The sequence below is a fragment of the Streptomyces sp. NPDC001843 genome, from assembly GCF_042891955.1.
Taxonomy (GTDB): Bacteria; Actinomycetota; Actinomycetes; order Streptomycetales; family Streptomycetaceae; genus Streptomyces.
The window spans coordinates 202,347-225,461 of sequence record NZ_JBIATQ010000004.1; the positions used below are offsets into that span (position 1 = coordinate 202,347).

Annotated in this window: 17 protein-coding genes; 12 read left to right on the plus strand and 5 right to left on the minus strand. The window is 69.9% G+C overall.

The window, feature by feature from the left end; translation table 11 throughout:
* Positions 1 to 3: 3 nt before the first annotated feature.
* The 7 genes from ACFYZQ_RS12370 (at position 4) to ACFYZQ_RS12400 (ending at position 13,766) form a co-directional block, all read left to right on the plus strand.
* Positions 4 to 1,842, plus strand: a complete 1,839-nt coding sequence (locus ACFYZQ_RS12370) for an RICIN domain-containing protein (RefSeq protein ID WP_389145279.1) — start codon at positions 4 to 6, stop codon at positions 1,840 to 1,842.
* 26 nt (positions 1,843 to 1,868) lie between these two features.
* Positions 1,869 to 4,277 carry a ricin-type beta-trefoil lectin domain protein gene (locus tag ACFYZQ_RS12375; RefSeq protein WP_389145282.1) on the plus strand — a complete coding sequence of 803 codons (2,409 nt, stop codon included), beginning with the start codon at positions 1,869 to 1,871 and terminating at the stop codon, positions 4,275 to 4,277.
* Positions 4,278 to 4,341: 64 nt separating this feature from the next.
* Positions 4,342 to 6,324 (plus strand): alpha-L-fucosidase, encoded by a 1,983-nt coding sequence (locus ACFYZQ_RS12380; RefSeq protein ID WP_389145285.1) that lies wholly within the window; start codon positions 4,342 to 4,344, stop codon positions 6,322 to 6,324.
* Positions 6,325 to 6,399: 75 nt separating this feature from the next.
* A complete protein-coding gene (locus ACFYZQ_RS12385) occupies positions 6,400 to 7,722 on the plus strand; it encodes a ricin-type beta-trefoil lectin domain protein (protein WP_389146215.1) in 1,323 nt (440 codons plus the stop codon).
* 90 nt (positions 7,723 to 7,812) lie between these two features.
* Entirely contained in the window at positions 7,813 to 11,457 is a 3,645-nt protein-coding gene (locus tag ACFYZQ_RS12390) for a glycoside hydrolase family 3 C-terminal domain-containing protein (RefSeq protein ID WP_389145287.1), read from the plus strand.
* Positions 11,458 to 11,578: 121 nt separating this feature from the next.
* Entirely contained in the window at positions 11,579 to 12,508 is a 930-nt protein-coding gene (locus ACFYZQ_RS12395; protein ID WP_389145290.1) for an alpha/beta hydrolase family esterase, read from the plus strand.
* Between the two features lie 106 nt (positions 12,509 to 12,614).
* Positions 12,615 to 13,766 carry an acyl-CoA dehydrogenase family protein gene (locus ACFYZQ_RS12400; protein WP_389145293.1) on the plus strand — a complete coding sequence of 384 codons (1,152 nt, stop codon included), beginning with the start codon at positions 12,615 to 12,617 and terminating at the stop codon, positions 13,764 to 13,766.
* Here ACFYZQ_RS12400 and ACFYZQ_RS12405 read toward each other — a convergent pair.
* The 5 genes from ACFYZQ_RS12405 to ACFYZQ_RS12425 all read right to left on the minus strand — a co-directional run bounded on the left by ACFYZQ_RS12405 (position 13,760) and on the right by ACFYZQ_RS12425 (position 18,365).
* Complete coding sequence (locus tag ACFYZQ_RS12405; protein ID WP_389145296.1) at positions 13,760 to 14,272, minus strand: PaaI family thioesterase; 513 nt, start codon at positions 14,270 to 14,272, stop codon at positions 13,760 to 13,762. The two genes, ACFYZQ_RS12400 and ACFYZQ_RS12405, sit on opposite strands and share 7 nt — an antisense overlap.
* Positions 14,273 to 14,288: 16 nt before the next feature.
* A complete protein-coding gene (locus ACFYZQ_RS12410; protein WP_389145299.1) occupies positions 14,289 to 15,263 on the minus strand; it encodes an LLM class flavin-dependent oxidoreductase in 975 nt (324 codons plus the stop codon).
* 157 nt (positions 15,264 to 15,420) lie between these two features.
* Positions 15,421 to 16,500 carry an amidohydrolase family protein gene (locus ACFYZQ_RS12415; protein WP_389145301.1) on the minus strand — a complete coding sequence of 360 codons (1,080 nt, stop codon included), beginning with the start codon at positions 16,498 to 16,500 and terminating at the stop codon, positions 15,421 to 15,423.
* A gap of 99 nt (positions 16,501 to 16,599) precedes the next feature.
* Positions 16,600 to 17,556, minus strand: coding sequence for an electron transfer flavoprotein subunit alpha/FixB family protein (locus ACFYZQ_RS12420; RefSeq protein ID WP_389145304.1), 957 nt, complete (start codon positions 17,554 to 17,556; stop codon positions 16,600 to 16,602).
* A gap of 26 nt (positions 17,557 to 17,582) precedes the next feature.
* The gene (locus tag ACFYZQ_RS12425) at positions 17,583 to 18,365 is read right to left on the minus strand and encodes an electron transfer flavoprotein subunit beta/FixA family protein (RefSeq protein ID WP_389145307.1); all 783 of its coding nucleotides are present in this window, start codon (positions 18,363 to 18,365) and stop codon (positions 17,583 to 17,585) included.
* 144 nt (positions 18,366 to 18,509) lie between these two features.
* Here ACFYZQ_RS12425 and ACFYZQ_RS12430 point away from each other — a divergent pair, with 144 nt between their 5' ends.
* Genes ACFYZQ_RS12430 through ACFYZQ_RS12450 form a run of 5 tightly spaced genes read left to right on the plus strand, consistent with a single transcriptional unit; the run spans position 18,510 to position 23,082 of the window.
* Complete coding sequence (locus tag ACFYZQ_RS12430; protein ID WP_389145309.1) at positions 18,510 to 19,832, plus strand: phenylacetate--CoA ligase family protein; 1,323 nt, start codon at positions 18,510 to 18,512, stop codon at positions 19,830 to 19,832.
* Positions 19,832 to 20,563, plus strand: a complete 732-nt coding sequence (locus ACFYZQ_RS12435; protein WP_389145312.1) for a hypothetical protein — start codon at positions 19,832 to 19,834, stop codon at positions 20,561 to 20,563. Before ACFYZQ_RS12430 ends, ACFYZQ_RS12435 begins: the two co-directional genes overlap by 1 nt.
* Positions 20,564 to 20,565: 2 nt before the next feature.
* Positions 20,566 to 21,477, plus strand: coding sequence for an SDR family oxidoreductase (locus ACFYZQ_RS12440; protein ID WP_389145315.1), 912 nt, complete (start codon positions 20,566 to 20,568; stop codon positions 21,475 to 21,477).
* Position 21,478: 1 nt separating this feature from the next.
* On the plus strand, positions 21,479 to 21,937 hold the full coding sequence (locus ACFYZQ_RS12445) for a Zn-ribbon domain-containing OB-fold protein (protein ID WP_389145318.1): 459 nt from the start codon (positions 21,479 to 21,481) through the stop codon (positions 21,935 to 21,937).
* Positions 21,934 to 23,082: a thiolase family protein gene (locus ACFYZQ_RS12450; protein ID WP_389145320.1), complete on the plus strand. Its 1,149-nt coding sequence runs from the start codon at positions 21,934 to 21,936 to the stop codon at positions 23,080 to 23,082. Before ACFYZQ_RS12445 ends, ACFYZQ_RS12450 begins: the two co-directional genes overlap by 4 nt.
* Positions 23,083 to 23,115 lie beyond the last annotated feature (33 nt).

Consider the following 23,115-nt stretch of genomic DNA (forward strand, 5'->3'; position numbering starts at 1 on the left):
GGAATGAGGACGAGAGCGAGACCCGGCCGTCTGCTCCTGACCGTCGGCTTCATCCTGGCGCTCGTGCTGCCGCTGCTGTCGACGACCGCGAGCCAGGCCGCCGCGGGCGAGTCGCTGAGCGTGCACCTGGCGTCGACGCGGGGACCGTCGACCGGCGTGGGGGAGGGGTTCCTCTACGGCTTCAACGAAGACGGCAGCCGGCCGGCGGACCAGTTCATCCAGCCGCTGGGGATCAACGCCTTCCGCGGCGGCGGATGGTTCTCCGGCGGCTGGATCAGGGACGGCTACCAGTACGGCTCGGCCACCCGGGCCGACCTCGACTCGATCACCGCGCAGGCCAAACGGCTCACCCGGCCGCCCTACCACGCGCAGTACCAGGTGCTGGTGAGCGACATCTACGGCGCGAACGGCGGCCAGCCGTCGAACACCAGGTACCCGTGCGACAACGGCGACTGCTCCAACTGGGTGAGCTTCATCGACTCCACGGTGGGAGCGCTGCAGGCCTCGGGGCTCACGTTCGCCTACGACATCTGGAACGAGCCGGACATCTCCGCCTTCTGGACCCGGGGCGTGAACAGCACCCAGTACTTCCGGATGTGGGACACCGCCTACCGGGAGATCCGGCGCATCGCCCCGGGGGCACAGATCGTAGGGCCGTCACTCGCGTTCAACCCCCAACACAGCCCGGGCGAATGGCAGACCTGGCTCGCACACGTGAAGGCGGCCGGGACGGTGCCGGACATGATCACCAACCACAACGAGGGCGACGTCGACGATCCGGTCACCGTCGCACGGACGCTGAACAGCGATCTCACCGCGGCGGGCATCGGCCCGCTGCCGCTGTCCTCGAACGAGTACCAGCCGGCCGACCGGCAGACCGCCGGGGTCACAGCGTGGTACCTGGCGCGGTTCGCGCAGTCCGGGTACACCAACGCGATGCGCGGCAACTGGGTGTGCTGCGTGACCCCGAACCTGACCGGAGTCCTCACCCAGAGCGGGGGCAGTTGGCAGCCGACCGGCAACTGGTGGGCGCTTCGGGACTACGCCGACATGACCGGCACCCTCGTGGACACCTCCGGCCAGGTCGGCTCCACGGCGATCTCGGCCTCCGAAGACTCCGCTGCCAAGCGAGCCGTGGCGGTCATCGGCGATTCGAACGGGTACACCGGCGCCGCGTCCGTGACCTTCGACGGGCTGGCCTCCGTACCCTGGCTGGCGAGCGCCGACGGCGTGCACGTCACCGTGCACCGCATCCCGGACCAGGCGCCGCTCGGCGCCCCGCAGACGGTGTACGACCAGAACGTGAGCGCCTCGGGCGGGTCGATCACCGTGCCGATCACGTTCCAGAGCACTCACGACGCCTTCTCCGTCTATCTGACACCCGCCTCGTCCAGTGGCGGTGGCGGCGACTTCCCGGACGGCGGCCACCAACTCGTGGTCGCCTCCAACAACCTGTGCCTGGACGTCTACGGCAACTCGAGCAGCGCCGGTGCCGCGATCGACCAGTGGACCTGCAACGGGCAGGCCAACCAGAATTTCCGGTTCGTGCCCGCCTCCGGTGGCTACGGCGAACTGCGGGCCCAGAACTCCGGCCTGGACGTGGCGGTGGCCGGCGGCTCCACGGCGGCGGGCACCCCGGACATCGTCCAGCAGGCCCCCGGTACGGCGGCCGACAGGCTCTGGATGCCCGTACGGCAGTCCGACGGCTCCTACTCCTTCCAGAACAAGAACAGCGGCCTGTGCCTGGACGTCTACGGCGCCGGCGGCAACCTCGGCCAGCAACTCGACCAGTGGCAGTGCAAGAACACGCCCGGCAGCAACCAGGACTTCCTCCTCCGCTGATCGACCTGCGAAAGGAAAAACCCACCGTGTCAGCAATCAGACGGCTGTTACGGCGCCTGCGCGCCTCGACGGCCGTGCTCGCGGGCCTCCTCCTGACCGCCGGCGGCCTCGTGGCCACGGCTGCCGAGCCGGCCCAGGCCGCCACCTCCATCACCATCAACGGCGCGTCCGGCGGCCGCACCTTCGACGGCGTCGGCGCGATCAGCGGCGGGGGCGGCAACAGCAGACTCCTGATCGACTATCCCGAGCCCCAGCGCGGCCAGATCCTCGACTACCTGTTCAAACCCGGTTACGGCGCCTCCCTGCAGATCCTCAAGGCGGAGGTCGGTGGTGACACCAACTCCACGTCGGGTGCCGAGCCCAGCCACCAGCACACCCGGTCCGACCTGAACTGCGACCGGGGCTACGAGTGGTGGCTGATGGAGCAGGCCAAGGCACGCAACCCGGACATCAAGCTGTACGGGCTCGCCTGGGGTGCGCCCGGCTGGATCGGCGGCGGGAACTTCTGGTCCACCGACATGGTCAACTACCTGCTCTCCTGGCTCGGCTGCGCCAAGCAGCACGGGCTGAGCATCGACTACCTCGGCGGGTGGAACGAGCGCGGCTACAACATTTCCTGGTACGAGCAGTTGCGCAGCGCGCTCAACAGCAACGGCTATGGCAACGTCAAGATCGTCGCGGCCGACTCGGACTGGAACGTGGCGAACGACGTCAACTCCAACCCGGCGTTCGCCGCCGCGGTCAGCGTCATCGGCACGCACTATCCCTGCGGCTACCGGTCGTCCCAGTCCAACTGCTCGGTGCCGTCGGCCGCCACGTCGTCCGGCAAGACGCTGTGGGCGAGCGAGAACGGCTCGGACGACTACAACGGGGGAGCGCAGGCCGTGGCCCGCGGCATCAACCGCGGATACATCGACGGGCGGATGACCGCGTACCTCAACTGGCCGGTGGTCGCCGCCGTCACACCCAACATCCCCTACCCCACCATGGGGCTCGCCCTTGCCTCGCAGCCCTGGTCCGGCCACTACTCGATCGGCAAGAACGCCTGGGTGATGGCACAGACCAGCCAGTTCACCGCCCCGGGGTGGCACTACCTCGACGCCTCCAGCGGCTACATCGGCGGCAACCGGAACAACGGCAGCTACGTCTCGCTGAAGTCCACGAACAACTCCGACTGGTCCACGGTCATCGAGACCATGGACGCCGGCGGCGCCCAGACGCTGGACTTCAACGTCACCGGTGGGCTGTCCACCAGAACCGTCCACGTATGGTCGACCGACGTCCGCTCCGGCAACACGGCCGACTACTTCGTGCACACCACGGACATCACCCCGTCCGGCAGCGGCTTCAGCCTCACCGTCCAGCCGGGCCGCGTGTACACCCTGACCACCACGACAGGTCAGGGCAAGGGCACCGCCACCGGTCCCGCCCAGGGCAAGCTGGCGCTCCCGTACACCGACTCCTTCGACAGCTACACCACCGGCACCGAGGCCAAGTACCTCATGGACTGGCAGGGCGCCTTCGAGGCGGTGGGCTGCGGCGGCGGACGCGGTGGCAAGTGCGTGCGCCAGATGAGCCCGCAGAAGCCGATCACCTGGGACGCGCTGACCGATCCGCACGCCTTGCTCGGTGACACCAGCTGGGGCAACTACACCGTCTCCTCGGACGTCATGCTCGAACAGCCCGGATACGCCGAGTTGATCGGCCGTGCGGGCGGACACGACTACGACCGCACCGGAGGGCTGAACGCCTACCACCTGCGGGTTAGCGACACCGGGGCCTGGTCGATCCTGAGCTCGAACACCAACGGCAACGTCTCCACCCTGGCCCGCGGCACGACCGCCGCGCTGGGCACCAACCGGTGGCACACCTTGGGCCTCACCTTCTCCGGCACCACCATCACCGCCGTCGTCGACGGTGCCACGGTCGGTTCTACGACCGACCGCACCTGGGCCGCCGGACAGATCGGCTACGCGACCAGCCAGGGCGAGACGGCACAGTTCGACAACCTGTCCATCACTCCCGGCAGCGGCGGCAACGACGGCGGCACGACCGGTGCGATCGTCGGGGCCGGTTCCGGGCGGTGCGTGGACGTGCCCAACCAGTCGCAGACGGCCGGCACCCAAGTGGAGCTGTGGGACTGCAACGGCGGCAGCAACCAGCAGTGGACCAGCACCTCGGCCGGTGAGCTGCGGGTCTACGGCAGCGACTGCCTGGACGCCGCGGGCCAGGGCACCAGCCCCGGCACCAAGGTGGACATCTGGGGCTGCACCGGCGGCGCCAACCAGAAGTGGACGCTCCACGCCGACGGCACGATCACCGGTGACCAGTCCGGCCTGTGCCTGGACGCCACCGGCGCGGGAACGGCCAACGGCACCCTGCTGCAGCTGTGGACCTGCAACGGCAGCAGCAACCAGAAGTGGACACGCGACTGATCCGCTGACCGCCTGACGACCACCGGCTCCCGCTCCACCCCGTGAATTCCCAGAGAGGCCCCCCATGTCTTCCTCCTCCCTGCCGGTCAGCCGGCGCCGGCTGCTCGCTGCGGCCGGCGCGGCCACGGCCTTCGGCCTGCTGCGGTTCGCCCCCGAGGCCGCCGCCACCGACGGCCCCGGAAGCTACACCGCGAGCTGGTCCTCCGTGGACCAGCACCCCCCGGCCCCGGCCTGGTTCCAGGACGCCAAGTTCGGCATCTACTACCACTGGGGCGTCTTCAGCGTTCCGGCGTTCGGCAACGAGTGGTACCCGCGCAACATGTACATCGGCGGCTCGGCCGAGAACCGCCACCACATCGACACCTACGGCGACCCCTCGGCCTGGCCGTACCACAACTTCATCGACGGTGCCCGCGACAAGGCCGGCAACCGCGTGCAGTTCGCCCCCAGACTCGCCTCCCAGGGCGGCAACTTCGACCCGGACGCCTGGGCGCGGCTGTTCAAGCAGGCGGGGGCGAGGTTCGCCGGCCCGGTCGCCGAACACCACGACGGCTTCTCCATGTGGAACAGCCGCTCCAACCCGTGGAACTCGGTCCAGCGCGGCCCCAAGCTCGATCTCGTGGGGCTGCACGCGCAGGCCATCCGCGGGCAGGGGCTGAAGTTCATCACTGCGCTGCACCACGCCTACCACTTCAACGGCTACTACGACCACGTGCCGAACCAGTCGGACCCGACGCTGCGCATCCTCTACGGCCAGCAGGGCTCGGCCGCGGAGAACAAGCTCTGGTACGACAAACTGATCGAGATCGTCGACGGCTACCAGCCGGACCTGGTCTATCAGGACTTCGACCTGGGCCTGGTCCAGGAGTCCTACCGGCTCCAGTTCCTCGCGCACTACTACAACCAAGCCGTCTCGTGGAACAAAGACGTGGTCGCGACCTACAAGGACGGCTTCGACAACAAGGGCGAGGTCTACGACTTCGAGCGCGGCGGTCCGGCCGGGCTTCTCACCCCCTACTGGCTGACCGATGACAGCATCTCCTCCTCCAGCTGGTGCTACACGGTGGGCATCGGCTACTACTCGACGCAGGCACTGCTCCACTCGCTGATCGACCGGGTCAGCAAGGGCGGCAACATGCTGCTGAACATCGCCCCCATGGCCGACGGCACCATCCCCTCCGGTCAGCAGTCGATCCTGCTCGGCATGGGCGACTGGCTCGGACGCTTCGGCGAGGCGATCTACGGCACCCGCTCCTGGGTCAGTTACGGCGAGGGTCCCACCAAGATGGGCGGCGGCTCGTTCAGCGGACCGGTGGCCGGCAAGCCGCAGGACGTCCGGTTCACCCGCAGCCAGGACAACAAGGTTCTCTACGCCACCGCGCTGGGCTGGCAGGGCGGCACCATGACCATCACGACGCTGAACTCGGGCCAGTTCAACCTGAGCGGCCTGACCGGCGCGCAGTTGCTGAACAACACCGCCGGCAGCTACACCGATCTGCCCGCGCCGGTCCAGGACGCTTCCGGCCTGCACCTCACCATGCCCTCGTCCAACGCGCCGTTCAGTGCCCTGGCGTACACGGTCAAGCTCACGTTCTCCGGCCAGATCCCCCCACTGGGCGCGCCGGGCGGCTCCACCACCTGGGTCAAGATCGCCAATGTGACCAGCGGACTCGTGCTCGACGGCGGGGGCAACGTCGCCTCCGGTTCCAACCTCAAGCAGTGGAACTACGACGGCAGCACCAACCTGCAGTGGCAGCTGATCGACCTCGGCAACGGCTACTACCGCATCATGAACCGCACCAACGGCATGGCCGCCGACAGCTGGGGCAACTCCGCCAACGGCGCTCCCGCCCGCCAGGAGGCGTGGAACGGCGGCAACAACCAGCAGTGGTCCCTCAACAACCTCGGTGGCAACCGCTACCAGATCGTCAACCGGGGCACCGGCACCGCCCTCGACGGCAGCGGCAGCACGACGGTCGGATCGACGGCGGTGCTGTGGACGCCGAACTCCAGCACCAACAACGAATGGACCATCACCGGCGTGTGAACCACCCCGGCGACACCAAGCTCCCTGCACGTCCCCCCACGGAAGAAGGAGTGCATGAAACCCAGACCACTCTTGATGTCGATCACGGCCGCGTTACTACTCGTCCTGTCGGCCGCGGGCACCTCGTTCAGCAGCAGCCTGGGCGCGTCGGCGAAGGCCACCGGTGCCGTCCGGGCGACCGCCGGCTGCGGCAAGGCCCCGGCGCTGACGAGCGGCAACCACACGATCCAGAGCGGCGGTCAGACCCGCAGTTACATACTGAGGGTCCCGGCCGGCTACGACAGCAACCACCCCTACCGGCTCGTCTTCGGTTTCCACTGGCGGGGCGGCACGGCCAATGACGTCGACTCGGGCGGAACGGACGGGTACAACTGGTCCTACTACGGTCTGCGGCGCCTGGCGGACGCGAACAACAGCACGATCTTCGTCGCGCCCCAGGGCAACGGCAACGGCTGGGCCAACCCCGGCGGCCAGGACGTGGCCTTCGTCGACGCCATGGTCAGCCAGATCGAAGCAGGTCTGTGCGTCGACACCACCCAGCTGTTCTCCGCCGGCTTCAGCTACGGCGGCGCGATGTCGTACGCCCTCGCCTGCTCCCGCGCCACGGTCTTCCGCGCGGTCGCGGTCTACTCCGGCGCGAACCTGAGCGGGTGCAACGGCGGCAACCAGCCCATCGCCTACATGGGTCTGCACGGCCTCAGGGACAACGTGCTGCCCATCCAGTCGGGACGGGACCTGCGCGACACCTTCGTCCGGGCCAACGGCTGCACCCGGCAGAACCCGCCCGAGCCGGCCTACGGCAGCCTGACGCACGTCATCACCACCTATTCCGGATGCAGGTCCGGATACCCCGTCGTCTGGGCCGCGTTCGACGGAGCGGGCCACGATCCCGGTCCCATAGACGGCTCCACCGGTGACGGCTGGCGCACCTGGACGTCGGCAGCGGTGTGGCAGTTCTTCACCCAGTTCGGCTCGGGCACGAACCCGCCCCCGCCTCCGCCCCCGCCCTCCGGCAACCAGGAGATCATCGGCCAGCAGTCGGGGCGCTGCCTCGACATCAACAACTCCACGACCGCCAACGGCACCCAGGCACAGCTGTGGGACTGCAACGGCGGCGCCAACCAGCGGTGGACCTACTCCACCGGAAAGCAACTGATGGTCTACGGCAACAAGTGCCTGGGCGTCGGCCAGTCCGCGGGGAGCGGCACCCCGGCGGCGATCTGGGACTGCAGCGGGCAGGCGGACCAGCAGTGGAACGTCAATCCCGACGGCACCATCACAGCGGTGCAGTCGGGGCTCTGCCTGGACGCCATCGGCCAGGGAACCGCGAACGGGACGAAGGTCCAGCTGTGGAACTGCACGGGCGGTGCGAACCAGCACTGGCGCCTGCAGAACTGACACACCGGGGCCAGGCCCGCACGGCATCATGCGGGCCTGGCCCCGCACACGAACGGGACCGCCGACCAACGTTGCGCAAGGAGGCGCGCGATGCGCAGAACCAACACACAGTCCCTACGCGCGGCTGTGGCAGCCGTGTGCTGCTTAGGGATGCTCGGTGCGGGCGGCGGCACGGCCCATGCCGGTCCCCGGTCCACGGTCCGGGCGTCCCCGCCCATCTATCTCGACACCTCCTATTCCTTCTCGGAGCGGGCCGCGGACCTGGTCTCCCGGATGTCGCTGGACGAGAGGGTCCAACAGCTGCACACCAACAGCGCTCCGGCCATTCCAAGGCTGGGCGTGCAGCAGTACACGTACTGGAGCGAGGGGCAGCATGGCATCAACACCCTGTTCGCGGACAGCAACCCGGGCTCGGTGACCGGCGGCGTGCACGCCACCAGCTTCCCCACCAACTTCGCCGCGTCCATGTCCTGGGACAAGGACCTGATGTACAAGGAGACGACGGCGATCTCGGACGAGGCCCGAGGTCTGCTGGACAAGTCGCTGTGGGGAACCGGGCAGAACAACCTCGGGCCCTCCAAGGACGACTACGGGATGCTCACCTACTGGGCGCCGACGGTCAACCTCGATCGCGACCCGCGGTGGGGCCGCACCGACGAGGCGTTCGGCGAGGACCCGTACTTCACCGGACAGATGGCGGGCGCGTTCGTCAACGGCTACCAGGGCCAGAACCCCGACGGCAGCCCGCGGGGCAAGTACCTGAAGGTCGCCGCGACCGCGAAGCATTACGCGCTCAACAACGTCGAGCAGGACCGGACCGGCATCAGCTCCAACGTCGCGGACGACGACCTGTACGACTACTACACCGCGCAGTTCAAGAGCCTGATCGAGAAAGCGCGTGTCGCGGGCCTGATGACCTCGTACAACGCGATCAACGGCACACCGTCGGCGGCCAACACGTACACCACCAACCAGATCGCGCAGCGCACGTACGGCTTCGACGGGTACATCACCTCCGACTGCGGAGCGGTCGGCACCACGTACCAGTCCTTCCCCACCGGCCACGACTGGGCACCGCCCGGCTGGGCCACCGACCACAAGGGCGCGGGCTCGACCTGGACCAGCACCGCCACGGGCCGGAAGGTGTCCGGGGCGGCCGGTGGCCAGGCCTACGCACTGCGCGCGGGCACCAACGTCAACTGCACGGGTGCGGAGGCCACCTCGTCCAACCTCGAGCAGGCGATCAAGGCCGGCATACTCAGCGAAGGCGTCATCGACAACGCGCTGGTGCACCTGTTCACCATCCGGATGCGGACCGGTGAGTTCGACCCGGTGAACCAGCAGCCGTACACGAAGATCACCAAGGACGTCATCGAGTCCCCGGCCCACCAGGCCCTGGCCCGGACCGTCGCCGACAACGCGCTCGTCCTACTGCAGAACAACAAAGTCGAGGGCACCGGCAAGCCACTGCTGCCGGCCGACCCCGCCAAACTGAACAAGGTCGTCATCGTCGGCGACCAGGCCGGGAAGGTCACCCTTGGCGGGTACTCGGGTGATCCCACCAAGGAGGTGAACGCGGTCCAGGGCATCACCGCCCAGGTCAAGGCGGCCAACCCCGACGCGCAGGTCGTCCACGACGCCGCCGGCACCTCCAGCACCGCGACCGGCGCGGCGACGCTGAGCGCCGGGACCCAGGCCGACATCAAGAACGCCGACCTGGTGGTCGTCGCGGTCGGCACCGACGACGCCACGGCGGGCGAGGGCAAGGACCGCAGCGGGCTGGCCCTGCCCGGCAACTACGGCAGCCTCATCGACCAGGTCACCGCCCTGGGCAACCACCGGACGGTGCTGGACATCCAGTCCGACGGGCCGGTCGCCATCGAGCCCTACCGTGCCAAGGTGACCTCGATCGTCTTCGCCGGCTACAACGGCGAAAGCCAGGGCGACGCCCTCGCCGACGTCCTGTTCGGCAGGCAGAACCCCGGCGGGCGCCTGAACTTCACCTGGTACAAGGACGACTCCCAGCTGCCCGCCATCTCCGACTACGACCTGGCGCCCGGCGGCACCGGCGGTCTGGGCCGCACCTACCAGTACTTCACGGGCAAGCCGTCCTATCCCTTCGGCTACGGCCTGAGCTACACCACCTTCGCCTACTCCCACGTCCGCGCCGACCGCTCCTCGGTGAACGCCGACGGGACGGTGCACGTCCGCTTCGACGTCACCAACACCGGCACCGTGCCCGGAACCACCGTCGCCCAGCTGTACGCGGCCACCGACTTCACGGTCAAGGGCCGCGAGCTGCCGAAGAAGCGGCTCGTCGGCTTCCAGAAGACGCGGGTCCTCCGGCCCGGCGCCACCCAGCATGTCACCTTGCGCGTCCGGGTCCCCGACCTCGCCTTCCACGACGGCCGGAAGGCCAAGCAGGTCGTCCACGACGGCACGTACCGGTTCGAAGCCGGACCCGACTCAGCCACCACCGCCGGATCGGCCCGGGTCACCGTGCACGGCAGCCTCACCCGGCACCTGAAGTACGTGACCGTACAGCCCGAGGCCGTGGTCTACAGGGCGGGCGACACCATCGACCTCACCGCCCGCAACCGGTGGATCAAGGACGACACCGACCCCACGGCCCAGCCGGGCCGCAACCTGAACGTCACCGCCGACCACGTGGTGGAGGCGGTCAACGACGACGGCTCCTTCCTGGACCTGTCCAGGACCAAGGTCCGCTACACCAGCAGTGACCCATCCGTCGCCACCGTCAGCAGCAAGGGGCTGGTCACCGCGGTGGGCAACGGCGTGGCCACCATCAGCGCGACCGTGCACGGCGTCACCGGTTCCGCGGTGATCCGCGTCCACCACACCCTGGCCCTCTCCGCCGACCCGATCGTCAAGCCGGGTTCCCCCGTCACGGCGACCACCACCTACACCAACACCGGCCGGACCGCCCTGCCGAACGCCTCGGTCACCCTCGACGTTCCCGACGGCTGGAGGGCCGCCCCGACTACACCGGCCACCTTCCGCAGCATCCCGGCCGGCGCCTCGGTCAAAACCACCTGGGCGATCACACCCCCGGCCGGTGTCAAGCCCGGCACCTTCGCCCTCGCCGCATCGGCCGGCTACCGGGGCGCCCGGGCCAGCGACGACGCGGCCTGCCAACTGTTCGTCCCCTACTCGTCCCTCAGCGACATCACCAAGAACGTCGGCATCAGCGACGACGTCACTCCCGGCGCCGGCAATCTGGACGGCGGCCGTCAGAGCCTGTCCCAGCAAGCCCTCGCCGCCAAGGGGATAACCTCCGGCGGCACCGTCACACACGACGGACTGACTTTCACCTGGCCCACCACCGGCACCGGCAAGCCCGACAACATCGTGGCCGGGGGACAGACCGTCCCCTTCACCGGAAGCGGCACCAAGCTCGGCTTCCTCGGCACCGCCGACTACGGCGACGCGTCCGGCACCGGCTTGATCACCTACACCGACGGCACCAGCCAGAGCTACACCCTGTCCTTCTCCGACTGGTGGAGCAACAGCGCCGCCGGCGGCAGCGACATCCTCGCCACAACCGACTACTTCAACACCGGCAACGGCAAGGTCCAGCAGAAGGTCAGCGTGTACGGCGCCACCGTGCCGCTCCAGGCAGGCAAGACCGTGGCCTACCTGACCCTGCCGAACGTCGGCTCCGATGCGACGCAAGGCCAAGTGGCCATGCACATCTTCGCCACAGCCATCGGCTGAGGACCCGACGCCGGCGGGCGCAGGATCCCGCGCCCGCCGGTCGCCCGGCCTGCCAGGGTGCGCACCGCCACCGGGCAGGCCGCTCCCGGCCCCTACCGATCACCGGAAACGAGGTCCACCTGTGAGACGCACTCTGCACGCGGTCCTGGCGATGGTGTTACTGCCGCTGGCCGCAGCCTTCACGCTCCTGACGCCCCAGCCCGCGGCCGCGGCGAGCCTGACCCGGGTCACCGGCTTCGGGAACAACCCCACCAACCTCAACATGTACCTCTACGTGCCCGACCATCTGGCGTCCAGGCCCGCCCTGCTGGTCCTGGTCCACTACTGCGGGGGCTCGGCCGGGGGGATATTCGGCGGCAACGGACACGACTACGTCACCGCCGCGGACCGGTACGGCTACATCATCGTCCTGCCCGAAGCCACCCGCAGCGGGCACTGCTTCGACGTCTCGTCACCGGCGGCGCTCCGGCGCAATGGCGGCAGCGACTCCACCGGCATCATGTCGATGGTCGGTTACACACGGCAGCACTACAACGTCGACCCGGCCCGCATCGTCGTCAGCGGGTTCTCGTCGGGAGCCATGATGACGAACGTGCTGGCCGCCGAGTACCCCGATGTCTTCAGTGCCGCCTCCGCGTACTCCGGGGTGCCGGCGGGCTGCTTCGCCACCAGGGACGGTTCCCAGTGGAACAGCCAGTGCTCCGGCGGCCAGGTCATCAAGTCGGCTCAGCAGTGGGGCGACCTGGCGCGTTCCATGGATCCGGGCTACACCGGAGGCTACCCGCGCATGCAGCTGTGGCACGGCACCACCGACACGACCCTCGCCTATCCGAACTTCGGCGAGGAGATCAAGCAGTGGACCAACCTGCACGGCATGGGCCAGACACCCGCCGCCACCGACCGGCCGCAGTCGGCCTGGACCCGCACCCGCTACGGCGGGACCGGCCCGCAGTCCCCCGTCGAGGGGATCAGCATCGCCGGCACGGGCCACACGCTGCCGCAGCCCGGCATGCTCGCCCGCGCCATCACCTTCCTCGGTCTCGACAGCTGAGTGCCTGGACGCCCGTCCGGCGAGTGACCGTCACTGTCGCCACTCCTCGCTATCAGCTAACATAGAATAATTAGATAGATGAATACCCTAGTGGCGAGGAGTGGCCGTGGACTTCGAGCTGACCGACGAGCAGGACCTGTTGCGTGCGACGGCACGGCAGTTCGTCGCCGACGTGTGCCCGGCCGAGAAGGCCAAGCAGTGGGACGAGGAGGGCGTCGTACCGCCCGAGCTCTTCCGGGGCATGGCGGATCTGGGGTGGTTCGCCCTGCCGTTCGACGAAGAGGAGGGAGGCGACGGTGGGGGACCGCTCGAACTCCTGCTGATCGCCGAGGAGCTGGGCCGGGCCAGCTTCGATGTCGCCATGTGCTACATCGGGGTGCTCATCCCCGCCATCACGGTGTTCCGGTGGGGCAGCCACGCACAGCGCGACTTCATCCGCGAACAGGTCATGACCGGCCGCCACCGGCTCGCCGTCGGCCTCAGTGAGCCGGACAGCGGGTCCGACGCCGCGGCGCTGCGCACCACCGCCGAGGACCACGGCGACCACTTCGCCGTTCGCGGCCAGAAGGCGTGGTGCACCGGAGGCGGACTGCCCGACACCACCATCGCGACCTATGTGCGCACCGGGCCCCGCGAACCCAAGCACGGCGGCATCAGTCTCCTGCTCGTCGATCCCGCGACGGACGGCGTCGAGGTCCGCCGCACTCCTACGCTGGCCCGGCACATCCTGGGCACCAACGAGGTCTTCTTCCACGACGCCCTGGTGCCGAAGGAGAACCTCGTCGGCCCGCGTGACGAGGGGTGGAAGGTCATGCTCTCCAACATCGAGCTGGAGAAGGTGATCATCAGCGGGGGATACCTGGGGGCGGCGCAGGCCACCCTGGACGAGATGCTGGAGTACGCCCGCACCCGGCACGCCTTCGGCCGTCCGATCGGGAACTTCCAGGCGCTCGCCCATGCCATGGCCGACCTGCAGACCGAGATCGACTCCGCCAGGCTGCTCGCCCACCGTGCGGCCTGGCTGCTCGCCCAGGGCAAACCGTGTACGCGGGAGGGCTCGATGGCGAAGCTGAAGGGCTCGGAGACATACGTCGCCGCCGCCCGGCTCGGGATGCAGGTCCTCGCGGGACACGGTTTCTCCACGGAGAGCGTGATGAGCTTCCGCTACCGGGAGTCGATCGTCGCCACCATCTCCGGGGGGACGAGCCAGATACAGCGCAACGGCATCGCCCGCAGCATGGGATTGCGCTCCTACTGAGCCTCGCCGTCCTGCCCGGCCAGCCATTCCTGGTGGCGGGCGAAGTGGCCCCGGTCCCGGGTCACCCAGATCCCTGAGACCCGGGCCAGCACGGCGCGGGTCGGCAGGAGCACCATCTCGCCCGCGATGTACCAGCGACTGCCCTCCCGCTTCTCCACCCAGGCCCGGACCTCGAGCGGGCGTTCCACCGGTACCGGCTTCACGAAGCTCACGCGCAGTTCCGCCGTCACGCTCAACACCCGGTGCAGCAGCGGAAGATGACCGAGGCAGTCGTCCAGGACCGCCGCCGTCCAGCCGCCGTGCGCGACGTCGGGCCCACCCTCCTGGTCACGTGGGCAGGACAGCTCGAACCGCGCCGAGCCGTCCTCGTCGAGCTGCTCGCGCCGCACTCCCAGGCGGCAGGAGCCGGCGGCTCGGCACGCCCCGCACAGCGCCACCCCGCCCGGGGTCCGGGGAGGTTCCTGGAAGTCCGCCCCGGCCCAGGGCCCCGTCGGTGTCGTGGACATCGTGTGCCTCCTCGTGTCAGACATCGGCAAGCAGCGGGCGCAGCTTTCCGGCGATCAGCTGGACCTGTCGGGCCACCATGTCCTCGGGCATCCCGGCGAGCGAGGCCCACAGGAACACCCCTTCCACCGGCGACCCCGCCACGTACGCCTTGACGGCCTCGGCCGTCTCCTGCGGTGTGCCGTACAGGAACTGACCGACCCCGCTCGCGCGCAGCCCGGTCTCCCGCCACTTCTCCGGATCGATGGGACGGGGGACCGGCTGGTCGGTGCCCTCGACCATGTAGCGCCGGTAGCTGTCCCACTGGTACTGCAGATGCCGCCGCACCACCGGCCAGTCGCCCTCGGGGTCCTCGGTGACGAAGGTGGTGAACGAACCCTGCATCCGGGCCGCCGACGCGTCGTACCCGCTCTCGACGAGCCCGTCACGGTACGGCGCCAGCAGCGCCGGGTCGAGCGAGAGCAAGCCGGTGCCGAGGCGGCCGGCCCGCCGGGCGCCCTGCGGTCCCTGGTAGCCGAGCCAGATCGGCAGCGGATCCTGGACCGGGCCCGGGGTGACCAGGGATTCCGCCCACAGGCCGCGGATCTCCCGGACCCGCTGATCGGTCGTGGTGTAGCGCTTGGCGAGGTCGGCTCCGTACAGCCGGTACTCGGGGACCCGGTAACCGGTGCCGAGACCCAGGTCCAGGCGGCCGTCGCTGATGATGTCCACGATCGCGGCCTGCTCGGCGATCTCGGGGGCCGCGTGCAACGGTGCGGGGACGACCGCGGTGCCCAGGCGTACCCGGCGGGTGCGGGCCGCGGCGGCGGCCGCCATGGTGAGCGGCTGGGGGAGATAACCGTCCTCGAAGCCATGGTGTTCGGAGAACCAGACCGAGTCGAGGCCCAGCCGGTCCGCCTCCTCGCACATCTCCAGGCAGAAGCCGTACAGGCGTGACCAACTCTGCCGCCACGGCGGCGGGTTGCGCAGGTCGAAGTAGATGCCCACCTTCATGTGGGGCCGCCTCTCGTGGTGTCGTGCGCCCACCGGATCGTCGCGCGCTCGGCGGCCACTCCCGCGAGATCCGGTATGACGCCCGCGGGCGAGACCGGCGACGCCCGCGCCGCCCAGGAGTGGGGGAGTGGTCGCCGTCGGTTCGCTTCGCCGCCGCTCAGACGGCCGCCTCCTGGGGAGTCTGCTCGGGCAGGCCGAAGAGCTCGTCGAAGGTGCCGCGTGTCACGCGCTCGCGCACGTCGTCCGGCACGCCGTCGAACAAGTCGTGGAGCGTGGCCTGCGTGTGGCCGTAGGTGCCCTCCAGGTGCGGGTAGTCGTCGCCCCACATGACGTTGCGGTAGCCGGTCGACTCGACGATCTCCACCGAGCTCTTGTCGTGCTGGAAGGAGGCGTACACCTGCTGCCGGATGATCTCGCTGGGCAGCCGGCTCAGCTTCGGCCTGACGAACATGCCGTGCTGGCGGTACGCCTCGTCCATCCGGTCGCCGATGGCCGGCACCCAGCCCGCGCCGCCCTCGGCGATCAGGATCTTGAGGTCGGGGTGGCGGTCCAGGGCGCCGCCCGCGACCAGGTGGGACACGACGCGCATGCCGGGGTAGGTCGTCTCCATGTAGTTGACGACCGCGCCGCCGGGCCCGCGGAAGACGACGTTCTGACCGCCTGTGCCGATGTGGAAGCCGAGCACCATGCCCGCCCGCTCGGCCGCGGTCCACAGCGGCTCCCAGCGGTCGAGGGCGTACTCCTCGCCCTGTCGGGTCGAGCACGGCAGGAAAACCGCCTTGAAGCCCAGCTCGGCCGCCCGCTCCAGCTCGGCGACCGCATCGCCGATGTCGGCGGTCGAGACGCAGGCAGTGGTGATCACGCGCTTGTTCTTGCTGAGGATCTCCTCGTGCGCCCAGTCGTTCCAGGCCCGCACGGTCTCCCGCGCGAGCTCCGGGTCGGTGATCGACACGAGCCAGAACCCCATGGAGGGGAAGGCCAGTTGGGACCACACGCCCTCCTGGTCGAGGTCCTTGAGGCGGACCTTCAGGTCCCAGGCACCCGGCGGGCGCATGGCGTCCATGAAGTCGCCGAGCTGGCGGTCGATGCGCTCACCGTCGATGTAGAGCATCTCGTACTTCTCGCCGCGCTCGCTGCGCGGGGCACGAGCGCCGAGCCGCGCGGGGAGCCTCTCGGTCCACACGTCGGCGGGTTCCATCACGTGTGAGTCCCCCGAGTTGACCCAGATCTTCGACATGACGCTCCTTCGGGTCAATGAATGTAAGACCAATGGATGCAATCAGTTAGCGATTTTAGTTGTATGGGCGGCCGATGGGAAGGCCGGAGGGGCGAGTGATCAGCCGCGGCGCCGGTGGATCTCCTCCACCAGCTGCGGCAGCACCTCGAAGAGGTCCCCGACGACGCCGTGGTCGGCGAGCTCGAAGATGGGGGCGTCGGCGTCCTTGTTGACGGCGACGATGGTCTTCGACGTCTGCATGCCCGCCCGGTGCTGGATCGCACCGGAGATGCCGGCGGCCAGGTAGAGCTGCGGCGAGACCTGGGTGCCGGTCTGGCCGACCTGGTGACTGTGCGGGTACCAGCCCGCGTCCACGGCGGCCCGGGACGCCCCGACGGCCGCGCCGAGCGCGTCGGCGACCCGCTCGATCACGGTGAAGTCGCCGTTCACCCCCCGCCCACCGGAGACCACGATGTCGGCCTCGGCCAGCTCCGGGCGGTCGCCGCGCTCGCGCGGTGTGCGGGACAGGATCCGGACCGCGGCGGAGGCCGGACCGAAGGCGATGTCCTGCTTCTCGAGGGCCGGGGTGACGGGGGCCGGTTCCGGCGCGGTGGCGTTCGGCTTGACCGTGATGACCGGGACGCCCCGGGTGACGTGTGCCGTCACCTGGTACGTCGCCGCGAACGCCGACTGCTCGGTGACCGGGCCGTCCGGCCCGGGGGTGACGTCGACGGCGTCGGTGATCAGTCCCGAGCCGAGCCTGAGCGCGACCCGCGCCGCGGTCTCCCTGCCGTCCGGCCCGGACGGCAGCAGCAGTGCCGCCGCGCCGGTGCGCTGGGCGATCTGGGTGAGGGCGTCGACGGCCGGGGTGACGAGGTACTCGCCGACCTCCGGGGTGTCCACGACGTAGACCTTGTGCGCGCCGTACCGGCCGAGCACCTCGGTCGCGGTGTCCGCGCCCGACCCCAGGAAGACGGCCGAGGGCTCGCCCAGCCGGCGGGCGAGGGTGAGCAGTTCGAGGGTCGGCTTGCCTACGGCGCCGTCGGTGTGGTCGACGAGGACGAGGATCTCGGGCATGGTGGTGCGCTCCTGTCGCTGGGAGGTCAGATGAACTTCTTGGCGGTGAGGAACGCGGCCAGTCCGGCGCCGCCCGCACCTTCGTCGACGACGATCTCGCCCTTCGTGCGGGGCGGGCGTCTGGCCGTCGTGTCCACGGCCGACCGGGCGCCGCCGCGCCCGACCATCGCCGGGTCGATCCCGAGGTCGGCGAGGTCGAGGGTCTCGACCGGCTTCTTCTTCGCGGCCATGATCCCCTTGAAGGAGGGGTAGCGCGCGTCGCCGGACCGGTCGGTCACCGACACCACGGCCGGCAGCGCGCCATGGACGCGCACGGTCGCGCCGTCGCCCTCACGGCGACCGCTCACCGTGCCGTCCTCGATCGTCAGCTCCTCGAGACGCGTGACGGCCGGGACGCCGAGCCGTTCGGCCAGCATCGCCGGCACCACGCCCATGGTGCCGTCCGTCGAGGCCATCCCGCACAGCACGAGATCGAAACCGTGCCGCTCGATGGCCCGGGCCAGGACGAGCGACGTACCGAAGGCGTCGCTGCCCTCGATGTCCTCGTCGCTCACGTGGATCGCCGAGTCACCGCCCATGGCGAGAGCCTTGCGCAGCGCGTCCCTGGCGTCGTCGGGTCCGACCGTGAGGTAGCTGATCTCGACGTCCGTCTCGCCCGACTCGGCGATCCGCAGCGCCTGCTCGACCGCGTACTCGTCGAGCTCGGACAGCAGCGAGTCGACCGAGGCGCGGTCGGTGGTGCCGTCCTCGGTGAAGGTGCGGTCGGCCGCGGCGTCGGGCACGTGCTTCACACAGACAATGATCTTCACGACACCTCCTGTGGCTTGAATGAGTGCTAATAGTTAACTATATCGGCCCGGCGATGCGCGAGGTGCCACCTTGAATCCGTCGAATTGGTTGACTGATTGCGCTGATAGCTGGAAGATCTGGGCACCGAGCCGCGAGGAGGCGCCATGGTCGGTGACAGCGACACCGCTGACAGGTACTTCGAGCCCCAGGTGGAGACCATGCCCCGGGAGCAACTGCGGGCGCTGCAGGAGGAACGGGTCCTGGAGCTCGTCGAGTACGCCTATGCCCACTCGGCCTTCTACCGTGAGCTCTGGGACGAGCACGAGGTGCACCCGCGCGACATCCGGTCCCTGGCGGACTTCCGGGCGCGCGTGCCGTTCATCACCAAGGACATGGTGCGCGCCTACCGGGCCCGCACGGGCGATCCCTTCGGCGGTCTGCTCTGTGTGCCGCGCGAGGAGCTGACCTCCGTCTCCTCCAGCTCGGGCACCACCGGCGACCCGGAGTTCTTCGCCGAGATCTGGCAGGACGCCCCGCCCCTGGTGACCGCGCAGGTGCGCGACCTCTGGGAGCTCGGGCTGCGGCCCGGGGACCGGGTGCTGAGCCCGCCCGGCACCTTCCGCAACCTCATGGACCCCGGTTACCAGGCCATCGGCGCCGTGGTCATCGAGGTGGACACCTGGATGGGGAAGATGCACGAGGTCGTCGAGGCCCTGCGCGCCTACCGGCCGGCCTATCTGCAGATGATGTATCCGCAGATGGTGGAGTTGGAGCACCTGGCCGAGAAGACGGACCTGAGGGAGGCCTTCTCCTCCCTCAAGGGTGCCTCCTGCGCCGGGCAGCCCCTCAGCCGCAAGATGCGCGAGCGGATCCGCGACGACTGGGGCATCGACGTCTACGAGTACACGAGCGCGGCCGACACCGGCACCGCGTGGGAGTGCCGCGAGCACGACGGGTTCCACCTCTGGGAGGACACCGTCCTCGCGGAGTGCGTGGAGGTCGAGGAGGACGGCTGGCGTGATGTCCCCGAGAACGACCTCGGTGAGCTGGTCGCCACCGACCTGGACAACCGGGCCGCGCCCCTGATCCGTTACCGCAGCGAGGACCTCGTCCGGCTGTCCGGCGAGACATGCGGCTGCGGACGCACCCATGCCCGGATGTGGGTGGCGGGGCGGCGGGGCGACGAGACGCTGGTCCAGGGGCGCTCCGTGGTGCTGCGGGACATCTGGCAGGCGGTGGAGGACCAGCCGGAGACGGTGGCGGGCGTCTTCCAGATCGTCCGGCACCGCCGCGAGGTCGACGAACTGCGCCTGCGCGTCGGCTACGACCCCGCACTCACCGGTGACGTCGACGCCCTGGCCGGCCGGCTGGCCGAGGCCGTGCGGATGCGGACCGGAGTCAAGCCGGTGCTCGACATGCGCACCGAGGAGGACCTGTTGAAGACCATGACCAGCGTCGCGAAGTTCCCCAGGGTGGTGAAGAACTGATGGCCCGCGCCGACACCCTGGCCCGGGCCAGGGAACTCGATCGTCCCGATCTCGCCTACGTCGTACGCTTCTCCGCCTCCGGCGGCACGCGGGAGACGGAACTGACCTGGGCGGAACTCGCCCGGGACACCGGATGGGTCACCGCGCGGCTTCGGGAGCACGGCCTCGCCGCGGGGCAGCGGGCGCTGCTGACCATGTCCGGCTATGAGGGCTTCTGGGGACACGCGGCGATCGGCGCCCTGCGCGCGCTGAAGGTGGCGTACGGCATCGCCGAGGCGATGGGCTGGGACCACCGCCGTACCTCGGTCTTCCACCGCGAACTGCGACCGCACGCGGTGATCGGCCTGTCCGCCGAGACCCTGGAGGGGCTGTCCGGGTCCGCCGACATCGGCGAGATGTTCCGGCCGACGCCGGTCGTGCTGGCCCGGCCCGCCGCCGTGCCGGTGCTGCGCGCGGTGGGCGTGTCCGCCTGCCTTCTCTCGCCGCTGGGACCGGCGCTCGTCCTGGAGTGTCCCGAGCGGAGCGGCGCGCACGTCAACTCCGCCGAATGGCGGGTCGGCGACCGCGACGGGGAGTTGTTCGTGGCGGCGGGGGAGCAGCGTACGTCACCGCTGCCCGAGACCCCGCTCGGCATACCCGGCCGCGTCGCCGTGGGCCGGTGCGCCTGCGGCAGCGAGGACCCGCGGGTGCTGTTCTCCGTGGCCGGCCGGCCACTGTCATCGAGGAGCTGAGGATGTCCGAAGGAGTGGTCGACGGCCGTGTCGTGGTCGTCACCGGAGCCGGCAACGGCATCGGCCGGGCCCATGCCCTGGCGTTCGCCGCACACGGGGCGAAGGTCGTGGTCAACGACCTGGGCGGCGCGCGCGACGGCGGGGGCGCCTCGGCCGGACCCGCCCAGGTCGTGGTGGACGAGATCGTCGCGGCGGGCGGCGTGGCCGTCGCCAACACGGACGACATCTCCACCTGGGACGGAGCGGGCCGGCTCGTGGAGCAGGCCCTGAACACCTACGGCGGCCTGGACGTGCTGGTCAACAACGCCGGCATCCTGCGCGACCGGATGATCGTGTCGATGACCGAGCGGGACTGGGACAGCGTGCTCGCCGTCCACCTCAAGGGCAGCTTCGCCACCCTGCGCCACGCGGCCGCCTACTGGCGGGAGCGTGCCAAGTCCGGCCACCCCAACGACGCCCGGGTGATCAACACGACCTCCCCGTCCGGCATCTTCGGCAACCCGGGCCAGTCCAACTACGGCTCCGCCAAGGCCGGAATCGCGAGCCTCACGCTCATCGCCGCCGCCGAACTCGCCCGCTACGGCGTGACGGTGAACGCCATCGCACCCACCGCACTGACCCGGCTCACCGAGGACATCGAGGTGATGCGGCGGGCCGCCGAGGCGCAGGACCTGACCCCGGAGGCCATCTCGCCGCTCGTGGTGTGGCTGGGCTCGGCGGCGTCGCGCGAGGTCACCGGTCGCGTGTTCGGCGTCGTCGGCAACCGGATCACCGTCCTGGAGGGCTGGGTCAACGGCCCCTGCGCGAGCGCCGAGAACCGGTGGACGCCGGAGGAACTGTCCTCGGTCGTCCCGAACCTGGTGGCCAAGGCGGCGCCGAACGCCGACGCCCTCGGCAACCGGAACGGGGCCTGAGATGACGACGACGCAACGCCCGGTTGCCGACGGACTGTTCACCTGGCCGGTCGGCACCGGGAACCCGCCCCGGCTCATCGGCTCCGAGTGCACGCGCTGCGGCCTGGTGAGCTTCCCGGCCGCCCCGGACTGTGTGCGGTGCGCGAGCACGGAGTCGGAGCAACGTCTGCTCGCCGACCGCGGGACGCTGTGGACGTACACCACCCAGAACTTCCGCCCCCCGTCGCCGCCGTACGACGGCCCCGAGTCCTTCGCGCCCTACGCGGTCGGTTACGTGGAGCTCCCCGGTGAGCTGCTGGTCGAGGCACGGCTCACCGAGCCCGACCCGCACAAGCTGCGCATCGGCCAGCCCATGCGGCTCACACTCGTGCCCTACACCGTGCAGGACGACGGCACCGAAGTCGTCACGTTCGCGTTCGCACCCGAAGAGCAGAACGCAGCCGAGGAGGAGACACCGTGACCGAGGCCGTCATCATCGGCGTGGGACTCCACGCCTTCGGACGATTCCCCGGCAAGCCCGCACTGGACATGGGCGCGGACGCGGTGCGCATGGCGCTCGCCGACGCGGGCGTGACCTGGCCGCAGGTCCAGGGGGGCTACATCGGCAGCTACGAGGTCGCCAACCCCGATGCCATCGTCGCACGGCTCGGCCTGACCGGAGTGCCGCTGCGCGGGGTGTTCAACGGCTGCGCCACGGCCGGTACGGCCATCGCGCTGGCCGCCCGCGCCATCGAGACCGGCGAGCACGACCTCACCGTCGCGATCGGCCTGGACAAGCACCCTCGTGGCGCGTTCGCCGCCGACCCGTCCGTGGCCGGCATCCCCTCCTGGTACGGGCAGACCGGGCTCTTCCTCACCACCCACTTCTTCGGCATGAAGATCAACCGCTATATGCACGACCACGGCATCTCCCACGAGACGCTGGCCCGTGTGGCGGCCAAGAACTTCGGCAACGCCGCCGCCAACGACAAGGCCTGGCGCCGCACCCCGCTCTCGGTGGAGGAGATCCTCGCCTCGCCGGTCCTCAACTACCCGCTCCGCCAGTACATGTACTGCGGCCCGAACGAGGGCGCGGCGGCGATCGTGCTGTGCCGCGCCGACCAGGCCCACAAGTACACCGGGAAGCCGGTGCGGGTCCGCTCCACCGCCCTGCGCAGCCGCAGGCTCGGCGCCTTCGAGGTGCAGAGCCCGTCGTTCCCCGCCTCAGAACCCGTCGACAGCCCCACCGTGGACGCCTCCCGGGCGGCGTACGAGCGGGCGGGCATCGGCCCGGAGGACGTCGACGTCGCGCAACTCCAGGACACCGACGCCGGATCCGAGATCATCCACATGGCCGAGAACGGCCTCTGCAAGGACGGCGAACAGGAACGGCTCATCGCCGAGGGCGCCACCGCGATCGGCGGCCGGCTCCCGGTCAACACCGACGGCGGGCTGCTCGGCAACGGCGAACCGATCGGCGCCTCGGGCCTGCGCCAGATCCACGAGATCGTCCTCCAACTGCGCGGCACGGCCGGGACCCGGCAGGTCCCCGGCACACCCCGCGTCGGCTACACCCACCTGTACGGCGCGCCGGGCGCGTCGGCGGTGACGATCCTCTCGACCTGACCACGGGGGACCTGCGCAATGGGCTCGCTACAC